General features: G+C 41.1%; 15 protein-coding genes. 13 read left to right on the forward strand and 2 right to left on the reverse strand.

All coding sequences use genetic code 11. The features are described 5' to 3' along the window. Nucleotides 1-609: 609 nt before the first annotated feature. The 7 genes from CYL18_RS14825 to CYL18_RS14855 all read left to right on the forward strand — a co-directional run bounded on the left by CYL18_RS14825 (nt 610) and on the right by CYL18_RS14855 (nt 7,278). On the forward strand, nt 610-1,590 hold the full coding sequence (locus CYL18_RS14825; protein ID WP_104850309.1) for a LacI family DNA-binding transcriptional regulator: 981 nt from the start codon (nt 610-612) through the stop codon (nt 1,588-1,590). Beyond that, nucleotides 1,587-2,468 (forward strand): ribokinase, encoded by an 882-nt coding sequence (rbsK, locus tag CYL18_RS14830; RefSeq protein WP_104850310.1) that lies wholly within the window; start codon nt 1,587-1,589, stop codon nt 2,466-2,468. Before CYL18_RS14825 ends, rbsK begins: the two co-directional genes overlap by 4 nt. Then, on the forward strand, nt 2,465-2,854 hold the full coding sequence (gene rbsD, locus CYL18_RS14835) for a D-ribose pyranase (RefSeq protein ID WP_104850311.1): 390 nt from the start codon (nt 2,465-2,467) through the stop codon (nt 2,852-2,854). Before rbsK ends, rbsD begins: the two co-directional genes overlap by 4 nt. Before the next feature lie 21 nt (nt 2,855-2,875). Next, a complete protein-coding gene (locus CYL18_RS14840) occupies nt 2,876-4,375 on the forward strand; it encodes a sugar ABC transporter ATP-binding protein (protein ID WP_104850312.1) in 1,500 nt (499 codons plus the stop codon). Then, nucleotides 4,356-5,297 carry an ABC transporter permease subunit gene (locus CYL18_RS14845; RefSeq protein WP_104850313.1) on the forward strand — a complete coding sequence of 314 codons (942 nt, stop codon included), beginning with the start codon at nt 4,356-4,358 and terminating at the stop codon, nt 5,295-5,297. The genes CYL18_RS14840 and CYL18_RS14845 overlap by 20 nt, the downstream gene beginning before the upstream one ends. A gap of 19 nt (nt 5,298-5,316) precedes the next feature. Further along, the gene (locus tag CYL18_RS14850; RefSeq protein ID WP_104850314.1) at nt 5,317-6,243 is read left to right on the forward strand and encodes a D-ribose ABC transporter substrate-binding protein; all 927 of its coding nucleotides are present in this window, start codon (nt 5,317-5,319) and stop codon (nt 6,241-6,243) included. Between the two features lie 345 nt (nt 6,244-6,588). Further along, a complete protein-coding gene (locus tag CYL18_RS14855) occupies nt 6,589-7,278 on the forward strand; it encodes a DUF2711 family protein (RefSeq protein WP_104850315.1) in 690 nt (229 codons plus the stop codon). A 144-nt stretch (nt 7,279-7,422) separates the two neighbouring features. Here CYL18_RS14855 and CYL18_RS14860 read toward each other — a convergent pair whose 3' ends face one another. Further along, entirely contained in the window at nt 7,423-8,460 is a 1,038-nt protein-coding gene (locus CYL18_RS14860) for an SMI1/KNR4 family protein (RefSeq protein WP_104850316.1), read from the reverse strand. Between the two features lie 223 nt (nt 8,461-8,683). On the opposite strand from CYL18_RS14860, the gene CYL18_RS14865 reads away from it, so the two are divergent. The 3 genes from CYL18_RS14865 to CYL18_RS14870 all read left to right on the forward strand — a co-directional run bounded on the left by CYL18_RS14865 (nt 8,684) and on the right by CYL18_RS14870 (nt 12,718). Next, a complete protein-coding gene (locus CYL18_RS14865; RefSeq protein WP_104850317.1) occupies nt 8,684-9,349 on the forward strand; it encodes a hypothetical protein in 666 nt (221 codons plus the stop codon). Nucleotides 9,350-9,364: 15 nt separating this feature from the next. Beyond that, nucleotides 9,365-9,535, forward strand: coding sequence for a hypothetical protein (locus CYL18_RS19300; protein WP_161497150.1), 171 nt, complete (start codon nt 9,365-9,367; stop codon nt 9,533-9,535). A gap of 789 nt (nt 9,536-10,324) precedes the next feature. Then, nucleotides 10,325-12,718: a M14 family metallopeptidase gene (locus CYL18_RS14870; protein WP_201741292.1), complete on the forward strand. Its 2,394-nt coding sequence runs from the start codon at nt 10,325-10,327 to the stop codon at nt 12,716-12,718. A gap of 321 nt (nt 12,719-13,039) precedes the next feature. On the opposite strand, the gene safA is transcribed toward CYL18_RS14870, so the two are convergent. Beyond that, nucleotides 13,040-13,645, reverse strand: coding sequence for a SafA/ExsA family spore coat assembly protein (gene safA, locus CYL18_RS14875; RefSeq protein ID WP_104850318.1), 606 nt, complete (start codon nt 13,643-13,645; stop codon nt 13,040-13,042). A 427-nt stretch (nt 13,646-14,072) separates the two neighbouring features. Here safA and CYL18_RS14880 point away from each other — a divergent pair, with 427 nt between their 5' ends. The 3 genes from CYL18_RS14880 (at nt 14,073) to CYL18_RS14890 (ending at nt 16,554) form a co-directional block, all read left to right on the forward strand. Beyond that, complete coding sequence (locus tag CYL18_RS14880; RefSeq protein WP_104850319.1) at nt 14,073-14,636, forward strand: hypothetical protein; 564 nt, start codon at nt 14,073-14,075, stop codon at nt 14,634-14,636. Between the two features lie 193 nt (nt 14,637-14,829). Continuing rightward, entirely contained in the window at nt 14,830-15,729 is a 900-nt protein-coding gene (locus tag CYL18_RS14885; protein ID WP_104850320.1) for a DUF7916 family protein, read from the forward strand. A gap of 156 nt (nt 15,730-15,885) precedes the next feature. Then, complete coding sequence (locus tag CYL18_RS14890; protein ID WP_104850321.1) at nt 15,886-16,554, forward strand: uracil-DNA glycosylase family protein; 669 nt, start codon at nt 15,886-15,888, stop codon at nt 16,552-16,554. Nucleotides 16,555-16,583 lie beyond the last annotated feature (29 nt).

Here is a 16,583-nt window from a genome sequence, read left to right on the forward strand (position 1 = left end):
TTCTCATTGTAAAGGGTCAGGGGTTTATAATGAATTACTTTTGTTAAACTGGTTATGAAGAATTCTATCAATAACTAAGTGCTAGGGACTTTTTGTAGGTGTTGCTCTATCCAGCATGCGCCTCCAAAGGTCTCTTTTTGTATTGTGATGGACCTTCAGTTTAGACATTTCATATATACACCTTGCTAATCGATCAGGTATGCTACATCTTAAACATTTCACCATATGTTCAATTCTCTTTGTTTCAGAATCAGACTTTATACAGGGGTATGAACTTTCAGACTTTCTTTCACTTGGACAATACATTAGCACAAAAAGATGGAATGGAAACGTTTTTTCCTCCATCTTTTTTCATGTCTCTTTTTAAGTGAAATGATTCTATTTCTGGTTGTTGACTCCTCATGTGTGGAAAGAAGATCGACACCAAGCATTGATAAGATATTCTTTGTCTCACATTAACTTTAAAAATAGTCATTCATCATCCTTTAATAACTTGTTAAGTAGAGGATTACAGGTTATTGAAAAATATTCTAAAATTGTTGACATTTATTAAAATAATCGTGTAAGTTATATGTAACCGGTTACACAAATTGGTTATTGAGGTGATATATGACTACGATAAGAGATGTTGCCAAACGAGCTGGTGTCTCAGTAGCGACTGTATCCCGTTACTTTAATAATGGATATGTCAGCGAGAAAACACGCGAGAAGGTAGAAGAAGCCATCGAGATACTGGCATACCAGCCAAGCCATATTGCTAGGTCGCTCAACACGAAACAAACGAAGGCAATCGGGCTTATCATTCCTGATATTATGAATCCGTTCTTTCCTGAGCTGGCTAGAGCTGTAGAGGATGTGGCTGTTGCCAATGGATACACGCTCATCTTATGCAATTCTGATGAGCAGGGAGAGAAAGAAAAGAATTATATTGAAACCTTATCGAGGAAATATGTTGCTGGTATGATTCTGGCGACTAGTGAGTTGGAGAAGAAATATTATGAGCAGTTGAATGTGCCAATTGTCGCATTGGACCGGCCGATCGGGAGCGGTTTTCCGACCGTTATGACAAGGAATGAAGAAGGAGCGCAGCTTGGCACAGAGTATTTAATCAAACAAAATGCGCGCCATATTGCTTGCTTAAGAGGGCCGGAAGGATTAAGGCCGGCAGAAGATCGTTTAAAAGGATTTGTGAAAGCGATTTCAAAGACTTCGGTCTCTATTACGGTTGTTCCTTGTCCTTTTGAATTTAAGGAATCTGAGAAAATCGTGAAGAATCTATTACAAAAAGATGAAACGATTGATGCCATATTTGCATGCAGTGATATATCAGCCATTGGCGCCATAAAAGCGGCTCATTCTTTAGGAATCCGTATTCCTGATCAGGTACAAATAATGGGCTTTGATGGAATTAGCTTGGGAGAAATGATGAATCCGAGCTTAGCCACAGTCGCCCAAAATATATATGAGCTTGGATCAAGAGCAACGGAAATGCTAATCAAACAAATCGATGGAAACACAATCGATCGGTTAGATGAATATGTTTCCCCACAATTAATCATACGAGAATCAGTCAAGGGGGCTAGTAAATGATTACGGTTATCGGAAGTATCAATATGGATTTAGTTTGTGAAACAAATAATCTCCCGAAACATGGAGAAACCGTCCTAGGCGGGCGATTTGAAACCGTACCTGGAGGCAAGGGAGCCAATCAAGCAGTTGCTGCGGCGCGCTTAGGAAGTTCAATCACGATGATAGGCGCGGTCGGACATGACAGCTTTGGCTCAGTGCTAAAGCAAAAACTGGAGGATGAGAAGGTAGACACAAGCTATATAGAATGTGTAAGCACCAATACGGGGATTGCCAATATTATTGTCTACAATGGCGATAATCAAATTATTGTCGTTCCCGGAGCTAACTTTCAGGTGACCCCATCTATGGTGGGAAAACACAGGGAGTTGATTAGTCAATCAGCGATGGTCATCATGCAGCTGGAGATCCCGCCTCAGACGGTGGAGTACATCTTGGAATTATGCAGGGAATTACATGTACCAGTCATTTTAAATCCGGCTCCGGCAGAGAATTTTCAAATCGAGTGGATGGACAAGATTACATATCTGACCCCGAATGAGACAGAGGTAACAGAGATATTCGGCACATCACCTGAACAAGCTGTCCGCCAGTATCCGAATCAATTAATTGTGACTCTTGGTGAAAGCGGAGCGATGTACTTTGATGGCCGAGATATCATCAAAGTAGATGGCTACCCGGTCGTACCTGTTGATACAACCGGGGCAGGGGACACATTTAATGGAGCGTTTGCTCATGCGATTACAGAAGGGAAATCCATTAAGGAAGCTGTCCGTTTTGCGAATATTGCCGGGTCATTGTCCGTTGAGAAATTTGGGGCTCAAGGCGGCATGCCTACCGAAGCGGAAGTGGTAGCCAGGATGAAGGGGGCAGCGCTATGAAGAAGAAGGGGATTTTGAATCGTGAGCTTGCAGGGATTTTTGGCAAGCTGGGCCATACGGATCAAATTGTTATTGCCGATTGCGGTCTGCCTGTACCAGAAGGAACAAAGTGTATCGACCTATCCTACAAAATAGGTGAGCCTGGTTTTTTGCCAGTAGTTGAAGCTGTTTTGGAGGATTTAGAAGTTGAACAGGCCGTTATCGCCGAAGAGATGGAAGAGAATAATCAATCTCTCCATACATGGATTAATAAGCGTTTTAAAGATATACAGGTGGTTTCTCATGAGGATTTTAAGGAGCGGACAAAATCAGCCAAGGTGATTATTCGTACAGGCGAAGCAACTCCATATGCCAACATCATTTTACAAAGCGGAGTTATCTTTTAAAAGAAAGCTGGTGACACTTTAATGATACAAATGTCAGGGATTTCGAAAGCATTCAATGGAAATGTCGTTTTGAACAATGCTCAGTTTGAATTAAAGCAGGGTGAGATTCATGCCCTAATGGGAGAAAATGGAGCTGGAAAATCGACCTTGATGAAAATTCTGGCGGGAATCTATACAAAGGATAGCGGCGAAGTAAGAGTGAACGGGAAACTGATGGACTTTAAGTCAACGAAGGATTCTGAGAAAGAGGGTATTCATGTCATTCACCAGGAATTGAATATCTTGCCGGATCTCTCTGTTGCTGAGAACTTATTCCTTGGAAAAGAATACACGTACAAGCTAGGATTCCTGAAACAAAAGAAAATGGAAAAAGAAGCGAAAGAATTGCTGGCCAAGCTTGGCCTGCACATAAATCCGAAAAAAAGAGCAGGAGATCTATCCGTCGGTAAACAGCAAATCATCGAAATTGCGAAGGCTATTGCTTCTGATGCGAAATATATTGTCATGGATGAACCGACAGCTGCGCTGACTGACCGTGAAATCATGACCCTTTTTCAAACGATTAGAGAATTGAAAAGCAAAGGGATATCCTTTGTCTATATATCTCACCGGATGGAAGAAATATTTTCAATTTGTGATAAGATTACCGTTTTAAGGGACGGGCAGTATGTTGGGGTGAAACGAATTGAGGAAACAAGCTTTGATGAGATTGTTTCCATGATGGTCGGGCGAGCGCTTGGTAATCGGTTTCCGATAAGGGAATCTAATATTGGTGAGATAAAGCTTGAGGTGCGTGGGTTAAGTGCTGATGAAGCTTTTGATGATGTATCATTCACGCTGAGAAAGGGCGAGGTGCTAGCGCTGGCCGGTCTAATGGGAGCGGGTCGTACGGAGGTTGCTGAAACATTATTTGGCTATCGGAAGGCTTCCAAGGGTGAGATTCTAATAGATAATCAGCCCGTTAAAATGAAAGATCCGATTGAGGCCATGAAGTATGGTATTGGTTATGTATCAGAGGACAGAAAATCGAAAGGATTAGTCCTGGATTTTTCGATAAAGGAAAATATCATGCTGGCTAATCTGGAAAAAGGTTCGAAGGGCGGGTTCATTCAGCCCAAAAAGGAAGAGAAACTGGTCGATCATCATATGAAACAATTACGCATCCGGGCCTCAAGTGCAGAGCAGCTGGTGAAATCCCTGTCAGGGGGGAACCAGCAAAAAGTGGTCATCGCAAAATGGCTTGAAACAAACCCTGAGATATTAATACTCGATGAGCCTACACGTGGTGTTGATATCGGAGCCAAAAAAGAAATCTATCAGATTATTAATCAATTAGCTGAATCAGGTGTAGCGATATTGATGATTTCTTCAGAACTACCTGAGGTGATCGGAATGGCTGATAGAGTCATCGTCATGCAGGAAGGCAAATTAACGGGCGTAGTAGAAAAACATGAAATGACACAAGAGCGGATCATGCATTTTGCGACAGGAGGAGAGAAAGTTGTCCAAAGTAAATTATAAAGAATTACTGCCAAAGCTCGGCCCTCTATTTGGATTGTTATTGCTAATTGTGGTCTTAACATTGCTTAACCCCAATTTCTTAACGGTATCGAATCTATTAAATGTACTCAGGCAGGTTTCCATAAGCGGATTGATTGCATTCGGTATGACATTTGTTATTCTGACTGGCGGCATTGATCTATCCGTTGGTTCCACGCTGGCATTAACCGGAGCTGTAGCTGCTAGTCTTATAGCAAGCGGGACAGACCCCATTATTGCCATGGGTGTAGCCCTCGTTCTCGGTTTAATCCTGGGAGCAATCAATGGAATTATCATCACAAAGGGCAGGGTTGCACCATTTATCGCAACACTGGCTACCATGACGGTTTATCGTGGATTAACGCTTGTTTATACAGAAGGTAAACCAGTCTCCGGACTAGGTGATTCAGTCGCATTCCAGATGTTTGGGAAAGGATACTTCCTAGGCATTCCTGTACCTGTCATCACCACAATCCTGGCATTTATTGTCCTTTATCTCATTCTTCATAAAACAAACTTTGGCCGCCGCGTATATGCCGTTGGCGGAAATGAAGAAGCATCTAAATTATCGGGTATCAACACAGATCGTGTGAAGATTTGGGTATATGCCATCACAGGGCTTTTAGCTTCTGTGTCTGCTCTAATCCTGACCTCCAGATTGAATTCCGCTCAGCCAACGGCAGGGGAATCTTATGAGCTTGATGCCATCGCGGCTGTTGTACTTGGTGGCACTTCGCTGACGGGAGGAAGAGGATGGATATTTGGCACATTGGTTGGGGTCTTAATTATAGGTGTTTTAAATAATGGAATGAACTTAATTGGGGTATCTTCATTCTTCCAACAAGTTGTGAAGGGTGTAGTTATATTACTAGCAGTAATGCTAGATAGAAAGAAACAAGCATAATTAAAAGGAGTGTTAGGAAATGAAAAAGTTTTCAATTCTTGTACTGGCTGTATTTATGTCTATTGTACTGGCTGCTTGTTCGATGGAATCGGGTGGAGGTTCTTCATCTGAATCTGATTCCTCTTCCAAGGATGATGAGGTTGTCATTGGCTTCTCTGTATCTACATTAAATAACCCATTCTTTGTTTCTTTAAGTGATGCTGCTGAAGAAAAAGCAAAGAGTGAAGAAGCAAAAATCACGGTTGTAGACGCTCAAGATGATGCTTCTAAGCAAGCATCTGATATCGAGGACTTAATTCAGCAGAAGGTAGACTTGATCATGATTAACCCAGTGGATTCCTCTGCCATTGCATCTGCTGTTGAATCAGCTAATAGTGCTGGCATTCCAGTGATCACGGTAGACCGTTCCTCTGAAGGTGGAGAGGTAGTATCCCACATTGCCTCTGATAATAAAGCCGGCGGTGAAATGGCAGGCGAATACTTGCTTTCTCAAGTAGATAAAGGGGCTAAGATAGCCGTATTAGAAGGAGTAGCAGGTTCCTCAGCAGCTATTGATCGCGGGGAAGGTTTTGAGAAAGCGGTTGAAGGTCAAGTGGATATCGTAGCGAGCCTTACAGCGAACTTTGACCGTTCCGAAGGATTAACGGTTATGGAGAACATTCTTCAGGCTAATCCGGATGTAAAAGCAGTATTTGCCCAGAATGATGAAATGGCATTAGGCGCTCTTGAAGCGATTCAAGCTGAAGGAAAAGATATTGTAGTAGTTGGTTTTGATGCGACAGATGATGCGGTAGCAAAAGTTGATGCAGGCGAAATGGCCGCAACCGTTGCCCAACAGCCTGGATTGATTGGTGAAACGGCCGTGAAAACAGCTGTAGCATATTTAAATGGTGATGAACCACAAGACTTCATTCCAGTAGATTTGGAATTAGTAACGAAAAAGTAAAGCCAGCAAATAGATCAAGCAGGGAGAAACTCTGCTAGTAGAGGGTGCAGTAATACACGAGGGACAAAGTAAGAATGAACCCATTCTTGCTCTGTCCCTTTTATCATTTTTGAAAGCCTTCTTCACGGGCCATTCTTAAGCATTGGAACTTAAGGTGCAGGCAACGACTTAGTAATTGTGTTTGATTAGGAAAAAGTGACTGTCATCATCTGATTAAAACATATTTCTTTCTTTGTGAAACACCTTGTGTAACAAGAAATTTCGGGTGGTGACAGGCACTTTCTATGAGCAGGAAAATGAATGGTTGCCGTTGTATATAGATAAGAAAGAGGGAGGGGGAGGGAAATGGAAATAAAGGTGGTGCCTGCACCACATCGATATGCCATTTGTGCCTGGGAGGATATGTCGATAAAGGAATTTTACCGAGGGGTATTTGATGAGGTATTTATATTTTTCCATCCTTTTATTAAGCCGGTGACCATTGAGTATGAATTGTTTGAACCTGATACCTATCCAAGCAAAAGTCAAATCATCCAGCATTGTGAGGGTGTGACTTGGGAGGAGTTTATCGATTTATCTGGAATAACGTCCATCAGACAATTGGATATTGGGCTCAGAACAAGTATTCTCGGTTTAGGGGAAAAGTTTGCTGATGAATCTGCAGCTAAGATTATTTGGGATGTATGTGAATGGAATCAATTAATTCCTCCTTGTAAGGGGCATTTTCCTGAGCTGCTCATCAATAAGATTCTCCATTCTGTTCAAGGGATTGGGCATGATTGGATATGGGGAGGGGACGAGTTTTGTACGGAAAGGAAGCTGGAGTTAATCAATGATTTAATTGATGAAGATGAAATCGCGTATCGAAACCTATTCACCCATGATCAACAGCTTCTATTAACCACCCATTGGGATAGCCATTTTTCCCTTTTGTGTTCAGATAAAAAGACCATTGCTCATATTGTGAATGAATGTAGTTTGGAAGGCTTCTATTGCAATGAAGAGACGCAGATTTATTGGAGTGTGTGGAACTAGAGGAAACGCCTTTGCGAGGGTATTTTATATCCTGTGCAGACTACCTGCATAGATAGACTTTAAATACTTTGGTTTGACGATACGTAGGAAAAGACCTTGATAGTGAAGTACTCACTCATCAAGGTCTCTTTTGATACAGCGTAATTAAAGCTTCCTTACATCACCCCAAGCTTCCGCAAGCGGAATCCCGCCAAGCGTAGCCTTTTCAAAAAACTCCTCAATTGAATTGAAATGCTGATCCTCTTCGCCACGGCTTTCTAGTATCCATTTGCCTTCCCTCTGGATGATAAAGTGGCTATTCCCCTTATACCTGATTCTCGAGATGACATCATATCCGTAATCGCTGTTTTGGTCGTACATCTCTCTCTTTAAATCTTCTAAGGAGTAACTGATTTTCTCTAAGATCATTTCTGCATAACTCCTGATATCGGAATCTGTATCTGCTTGGAATATATTGATGAACTGGTTCAGCCGTTCGCTATCAAGTTCGGAGGTATACCAATTCCAAATATTATATGCGACGGACGTTCTGATATCATCATCATGATGCGTGCTTAATTGCAAGAGTTTTCCGATATACCAATCCTCATCTGCATCGACTTCATAATTATCATATTCAAGAATGTTATATAGACTATCCACATCATCTTGCTTCATCATGTTTTCAAACTCTTCCTTGCTATAGGTAACTGGAGAATATTCTTCATCATCCTCATCGAGCAGTTCGATTTCAGCTGTATAAAGATTTTCCAGGAACTCATCAAAGTTATCGGCGATTTTAATCACCTGAGGAAACTCATCATAATTGTCCACATAGACGATTGGCGGATTAGCATTCGTCTCCCGATAATCAAATGCCAGCCACGTATGACCATCTCCACTGAATAAGACTAGACCCTTAGGCAATTCCCATTCCTCGATTAATTCTTCGCTTTCCAGTATTCCGTCATTTTTCCCAATGCCTTCGATGTACTCGACCTCGATGAAGGGTTCGTCAAAATCTTCATGCTGGGGAGCGGGGTGGGCATTATGTATGAACCTTCCGCCATTTTGTTGTTTTAATAGTTCTTTATAGGATGGAGGCAAAGTTACTTGCAGCTTAGCTTCAGCCGTATGAACCAATTCATCACTGACTGGCTTCGGCTTATATTCATCATCTTTTTCCCATATATTATGTGCCACGAGCTTCGCCTCATTTCTTCAAGATATATTCCTATACTTAATTCGGCTACTTTTTGATTAATCCTGCTTCTTAGAAAGGTTTGTGAAAAAATATCTAATAATAGGCATAGAACAATAGATTTATATGTTACTAAAACTGGGTAAAGAAAAATAAGGATAAATTATATAAGAATAGAAAGTAGAGAGAGTGGTAGTTGGGGAAAACAGGAGGGAGTGATTATCTATGAATGAATATAGTGATTTAACTACTTATGAAGGAATTCCGGCAAGGGATGACAGGCACTTTTTTATTATTTTGAAGATAGTATTAGAGATATTATTTGTATCATTTCTTATATTTATTATGGCTGATATAGCGGTATGGATGGAGGCTCATCCTCCTCACTTTGAATTTTATGGATTACATGTTTCTTATGAAGCTTTTTTCATGGCCAAGTTTGGTTCGATTATTGTCTTTTCCTCATGGCATATTGCTTCATATGTACGAAAACTTTTTGATCCGTCATATGACAGGAGTCAGGATTTAGGGTATAAGCTCATCTTTTGGTTGGCGTCGATTGTATCTCTTTCCAGTATTCTCATTATTACAGTTCCTTTTGTCATCGTTTTTTGGCCAATGTCACAACAAGGTGTAGTTGTTGCTTGGTATGAGTATATTCCTGCTATAGCCTTTATCGTAGGTGTGCTTTTGGCTCTACGTACTTTAGTTCCAGCTGTTTGGAACCATATGCAAGAGGCTGGGGGTGGCAGTGGATTTACATTTTTTCTCATTCATCTTATCGGCTGGATTTCTCTTGCGGGTGGACTGCTATTCACTGCCATAATAATATTCGTAATATTCATTATAATGGCGAGATTTATTTTTACCGTTATGCGATATATTGAATAGAGAGGAAGAAGAATAATGGATATTAAAAAAAATCTCTATATTCAGCTGATAGCTTTTGTGTGTTTTCTGCTATTTTTTGTACTGATTATTGTTATTGAGAAAAATACTGGTTTTTTTGAGGAATACCTGTTTGATTTATCAGGTTGGTCTGTCTCTAAATTTATGAATCTATTGCTTGAAGGCTGATTTGCAGGGAGTATATATGAAAAAGAACTGGCATAATTCAGAATAGCTCTTCAGAATACACTAGATGATCATCATTGAACAGCTGCAATAGTATCTATGAATTCATCATGAGATATCAAGTATTCTGATTGAATTATCTCCTTCCTAATAATCAAATTATTGAAACGAGAGAAAGATGTGAAGGCATATCTAGTTGTGAAGCTAACAGACAGCAATCGCTGTCTGTTTTGAATTGTGTTCATATGATAAGGAATTGTCGTTAGTCGCAGGAAGTTACATCGTTAAGGTCTAAATAAGCCACTGCACTACCTAATCCAAACCTTCTCATTAATTGTTTCTATTGGTTTTGCAGACATATTAATAGATCTTTCGGGGCTTCTACGCCTTCAAAATACTTTCGTCCCTTTCTTTTCCCTTCTTTAACAGTACTCCACTTTATCGGAAATACAAGTCCTGGTCCAAAAGCCTATTTTGAAATCAATCATAAGCATTTCCCATAGAGAATCCAGCATGATGACAACTATTTTTCTGTTCGATTCTTCATGATTCTCCAGTATTTTGCTTTTTGCATTGTTAATAAAACTGGTCTTTCCCGCGAGACAGGGTGAAAAGGCTAGGGTAATAGGGAGGATTATCAGATTTGCGGGTGATGAATTCTATGTTTTTATATGGCTTGCTATGTGTATCGCCTCATTTTTGTCATGACAGCAAAATATGACATCAAATTCTGCTGATTTTCTATAGATTTTAATCTATATAGAGTAAAAAAAGTAGAATTGGGGTGTATGTATGAAGAAGAAGCAGGCGAAGAAAGGCTTTGTCGCATTATTGGCTGTTTCCAGTCTCACGTTGGCGTCATTTTACCCTCAGGGGGCGATGGCGAAGACGGGTGCCAATGATCAGGCAGTTGCACCGATAGCGAAGGAGGAAACCTCATCCATCGTCAAACTGGAAATCCCGAATCGCAAACTATTCGATAAGATGCAGGAGATGGGGATTGACTTGACGCATAGTGTGCATGAGCATGATGGCGTGATTGAAGCAGATGTGGTTGTGACGCCTAGCGAGTTAGCAACACTACAAATCTTAGGGGTTAAAAAGAAAGAGACGATTGTAACGGAGTCCCAATGGCGCGGGAATGTAGCGGAGCGGAATACATCACAGGCGCTGGAGCAGGAACTAGCCTCGGAAGTAGATACGTTGAAGGTATTACGCGCTAATTACTTTACCAACCAGTCAGGTGATTTCCTGTACTTAGAGGTCAAATCCAGTGCAGGTGAAACAGCTAGCACCGCTTTGACGGCAAAATGGATGGAAGGCGAAAGTGAAAAATCGGCGACTCTTTCACGGAAGGTGGATTATGGAGAGTATCTGTATCACACGATTCTAATTGAGGTCGATGAGATTCCGAGGGAAGTAACCATTGAATCAAATTTGGGAGGAAAGGCGACTCACAAGCTGACGGAATGGCTTGGCGATCTTCCTGATGAGCCGAATGAACATTATGTAAAAGACTTTGTTGATCATTATATGGATCCAAATGAATTATATGAGCGGGCAGAAAGCCTGGCGGAGGAATTTCCTGAGCTGATTGAAATTGTGGAGATGCCGTACAAAACGGATGGATATCGCAGGCATGCTCAAGCAACAATCGGCGAGATGACGAATAATGCCATCGTCCTGACATCTAAAGCTTGGGGACATAAGGGTGGAAATGATATTTCCGTCCAGCTGGTGGACCCTGATAAGAAAAACGCCAACCTGAAGGTAACGGTGAAAAAGAATGTCATCACGGTCCAATTAGCGACGAATCGAGACAAGGAGATAACAACGACAGCTGCTCAGGCGGTAGCAGCCATTAATAGTCAGGCAAAATCATTGGTCAGTGCCACAACGTATCGTGGAAATGATGGAGCAGGTGTCCTATCTGCTGCGACAGCTCAGCTGACAGACGGATTGGATGCACCTGAATCTGTTTCTCGGGAGCCGCAAACGATGAAGGTCATCCGCATCGGGAAACAAAAGAATGGCACGAAGCCAGGTGTATTGGCTTATTCACAGGAGCATGCCCGTGAATGGGTGACACCACTCGTGACAATTGAGACAGCAGAGCGACTAGTCCGAAATTATGCGCATGACAAGCCAACGAGACAATTGGTTAATAACCTGGATATCTTCTTGATTCCGACGATGAATCCGGATGGGGCCAATTACAGCTTTTATGACTATAATATGCAGCGGAAAAACATGAAAAATCATTGTGGCCCGACCCAAAGTGATCCGGGTTATCAAAACTCCTGGGGTGTCGATCTAAACAGAAACTATACAGTTGGATCGGTTTTTGACGGATTTATCGGCGCTTCGACCTCATGTACGAGCTCTACTTTTGCGGGTCCAGAGGAAGGCTCTGAAGTGGAAATGAGAAATATGGCCTGGCTTGTCGATGAATACAGCAATATCAAATTTGCGATGAATGTTCATAGCTATGGCGGATATTTCATGTGGTCTCCAGGCTCGTATGATGCGGAAAGAAACACCTTGCCGCGCCCGACTGCCGGAGAGGAAGCTTTTTATTGGTCCGCATCCAGTCATATCCTCAATAAAATCCAAGACCACCGCGGAACCGTCATCCTCCCTGGAAGGACTGGCCCGATTCCAGATGTATTGTACTCAGCAGCAGGTAATTCGGCCGATTATCTATGGTATGAAAAAGGTATTTACGCTTGGAATTTCGAGGTCGGTGCCGACCTTTATAATAAGTCCACAAAACGCTGGGAAGCTGTCGGGTTCCAGCCTGAATTTGATGAAGGACATGAAGAAGCGATGGAATTCTCCAACGGTCTGATCGGGTTGATGGAGGTTGCGCATAATCAGGCAAAGGATAAAGCAAATCCGCGGACCATCGCTGACCCTGGAAGCGGCACCTATAAGGACAAAGTGGATGTATCCTTCATTACAAGCGAACCGGCGACAATCTACTACACATTAGATGGCAGCCGACCAAACTTTGATTCTCCAAAATTGATGCTATCTGGTTTGAGGGAATCAGCCGAATCAATCGAAATTACCGAGACGAGCACCCTTAACTGGTTCTCTGTCGATATCGCTGGTAATATTGAAAATAATTACAATCCGTTCGGCAATGGCAAAAAGTATAATACCGCTACATTTAAAATTAAATGATTTAGCAAATAAGGCAACCCAATTGTATTGGGTTGCCTTATTTAATAGAATCCTTTTTTCTGTTGCCCGGAATCTGAACCCGGAGAAAATCTTTTATCCACCTTTTCCTGCTCCCATCAACAAGAAGACAGTGAAGCATGATTCCGATTAATCAGAATCAGCCTTATCTATATACCATCAACAAACAAGCTGTTACTCAAAAATAGATATGTGTATGAACCTACCCATAGAGAATAGGGTATTGCATTCATACGGATAGCTATACTGTCCTTCTGCTTGCAGAAGTATGTATGGATAAAAGATAGTAGGACTGCATTCTTCTTATTTAGAAATAAACTGCTGTGTCCAAATATGTCCGTTTTTAGCGTAGCCTACGCCAATATGGGTGAACTTTGTGCTCAAAATATTGGCTCTGTGTCCGGAGCTATTCATCCACGCTTTAACCACTTGCTCTGGTGTGGATTGTCCTTTAGCGATATTTTCACCGGCAGCTTTATAATTGATGCCGAAGTTCTTCATCATATCAAACGGAGATCCGTAGACAGGGCTGTTATGGCTAAAGTAATTATTATCTCTCATGTCCTCTGACTTGTATCTGGCTACTCTAGCAAGCTCCCAATCATATTTCAATTCTTTGAGACCTTGTTTCGATCTTTCTACATTGACGAGTCTGATGACTTCTTGCTCGTATTCTTTTATTTGATCCTGAGTCGGTATATTAATTTTTTGGCCTGGATAAATGAGGTTGATATTAGAGATTTGGGTATTGGCAGCAATCAATTCGCTGATGCCAGTCTCCGTTTTGTTGGCAATCTTCCACAAAGTATCTCCAGATACAACCGTATATTGATAGTCTGCAAATGCAGATGCGGTTGGAAGCAATAAAGCTCCTGTGAGTATGAATGTCGTGATTTTTTTCCTCATCATCTTTCCTCTCCTTAAAAGTGAATTCACAAACGATTATAACGGCAAATGGAAAAGAAATGGCAGGAAAATCTTGGGTCGTAAGTAAACAGACTCTTACTAATAGTAAAAATATACAAATATTATCATAGAAAATCCTATGCTAATAGGCTTTACAGCCGTTTGTCAACTAGTTTCCTTAAATTGGATTGTGGTAGTATTTTCTTGCAGGTGTAAGAAGATACCAGTGAAAAATAGATTGAAATTGGGAAAGGGAACTCTTAAATCACGTCGATAGTCCAATAACTGAATGGGTTTGAGTATCGGATTTCTGCTGATTCCATGTGAGGAATACGAGGGAAATTTGTGATGCGATTAAATAATAGTAGCTTCTTCAACAAACAAGTATGAGAATGAATAACAAGAGCCATGAAAACGAGGTGAGAGGAAATTGAAGTTTACCTATTATCTTGATGGTAGTGGATGGGCTACTTGTATTCTTGAAGTGAATGGACAGAAGCTAGAATTTACAGCAAGCTATTTATCAGATTGTTTGTCTGACTTTCTGCAATCATTAATGCTTTTAAACCCTCTTTGTGTACCAAGAGATGAGACTAGAAGAGAAACAGAGTGTGAATGGGAGGGGGAACCAGACGGGATCATTTGGTCTTTTGAATTAAAAGAGAATAATAGATTAAACATAATAGCCGACTATTATGAAGATGAACACAATAAAGAGAAAACGACAACACTGATAAATACCGAATACCCGTATGATGATTTTTTAAGGATTGTTTTAAAGGAAATTGATGCACTTATAAAGAGACACGGAATTATCGGTTACAGAGAAGATTGGGATGAGTTTGACTTTCCTTTGTCTACTTTTCTAAAACTAAAACATTATATCATCCATAAACAAAAATACCCTGTAATAGAAGCACAGGGAGAATTCGATATCGAGACCAGAAGCGAATTGATTTATGATTTAGGGTTATTGCTAGAGGAAATCAAATAACCGTTATAGAAAAACTAACATTGTCATTATGATGCTAAATTGAGCAGCTGATATATAGGCGATTACGCCTAGAAGTTGTTAATGCTTGAGGAACAAAAGGTATGTTAGAATAATACTGTACGAATTTTCCGAATTAGTGTAGTGAGTCATACATACTTAGTCTCTTAAAACACGATGAAAGGAAGGTCCATTAATGAAAAAACGTTTAATCAGCGCCAATGCCTCCGAAATCCTGGCAATGAATGCGGAAGAATTGAAGCAAAGCATTAAAGCAAGCGAAGGGCGCGTCATTTTGTCGGAGAATATCGTGACCCGTGAACCGTTTATCGGGGATATCACCAATGCAGAAATCGCCCGTGCATTTGGGGCAGACCTGATTCTTTTGAACATGGTTGACGTGTTTGCACCAAAGATTGCTGGATTGGAGGAGGAAGAGGGTTCCTTCGTCGATGCGCTTCACCGTTTGGTCGGCCGTCCAATTGGGGTGAATTTAGAGCCCGTGGATGACTCAGCGAATATGGCAGAGGAAAGATTGATCATTTCAAAAGGTCGTCAGGCGAATCTGGAAACCATTCAGGAAATCGAAAGGCTGGGACTTGATTTTGTCTGCTTGACAGGCAATCCTGGAACCGGTGTTACAAATGAGCAAATTCAAAAAACGATACAGCTAACAAAAGAACATTTTTCAGGATTGATTATCGCAGGGAAAATGCATGGATCTGGTGTAAATGAGCCAGTTGTGGAAGCTGAAGTCGTGAAGGATTTCATTGAGGCGGGTGCAGATATCATTTTAGTTCCAGCAGTGGGAACTGTGCCAGGCTTCGATGACCAAGAGCTAAAGCAGATCGTCAAAGCTGCCCATCAAAGTGGTGCGCTAGTCTTATCCGCCATTGGCACAAGCCAGGAGGGGGCGGATGAAGATACAATCAAGCAAATTGCTATCCGCAATAAAATTTGTGGGGTCGATATTCAGCACATCGGTGATGCTGGATATGGCGGACTTGCCCCTGTAGAAAATATATTCGCGATGAGCAAAGCAATACGCGGTATTCGGCATACGGTTTCCATGGTTGCCCGTTCGATCAATCGATGAAATTTTCGCGCTGATGAAAAACGTATTCTCTCTAAAAATTAAATAAGACTAGTAAACAGAGACCTCGTGTAAAGGTCTCTATTTTTTTACAAATAACGAAAGGAATTAAGTAGCTCTTTGTTGAAATGAACACGTATTTAATATGGAGGTGGTGAAATGGATAAAGTCGTTCATATACATCATAGCTTCTATACAGATTTAGTAAGGAACCAAGAAGTCAATGAGATTCTTGATCGGGAAAAGATAAGCGTGTTGGATGGATTTAATCAGAACCTGGATCTAGTTTGCACCTACTATCAAAAGGTTTATGCCGAAGAGTCTAATAGAGTAGTTTTGTGCGGGATTAACCCTGGCAGAAATGGAGCTGGCAGGACTGGTATACCATTTCTTGATTTTACGGCAGTTTCGCACGTACTTTCTCATACTGGGAGTGATGAGAGAGAACGGAGTGCCCAATTTATTTTGACTATCATTAATGAAATGGGAAGAGACTTCTTTTATCGAAATGTTTATATGACCAATATTTCGTGGCTTGGTTTTACGAAAAACGGCAGGAATTTGAATTATTATGATTTGCCGTCACCCTTACCAACATTCTTCACTCACACATTTATTGAAGAAATGGAGCTGGTTGAACCTAAGGTCATTGTCCCATTAAGTGAAAGGGTGGAACAGACTTTAAAGCAAATGGAGTTGGACGGAAGATTACGCTATCCTATTGCTGAACGCTTGCCGCATCCTTATTATTGTTCGATAGGCCGAAATGCAGAAAGATACAAGGAGATTTATGTGAACAAGATTAATGACCTAATTAATCAGCATTAAGTTTGTTCATAAAGGTTCGATTAGAATAA

Source organism: Pradoshia eiseniae, from assembly GCF_002946355.1.
Lineage (GTDB): Bacteria > Bacillota > Bacilli > Bacillales > Pradoshiaceae > Pradoshia > Pradoshia eiseniae.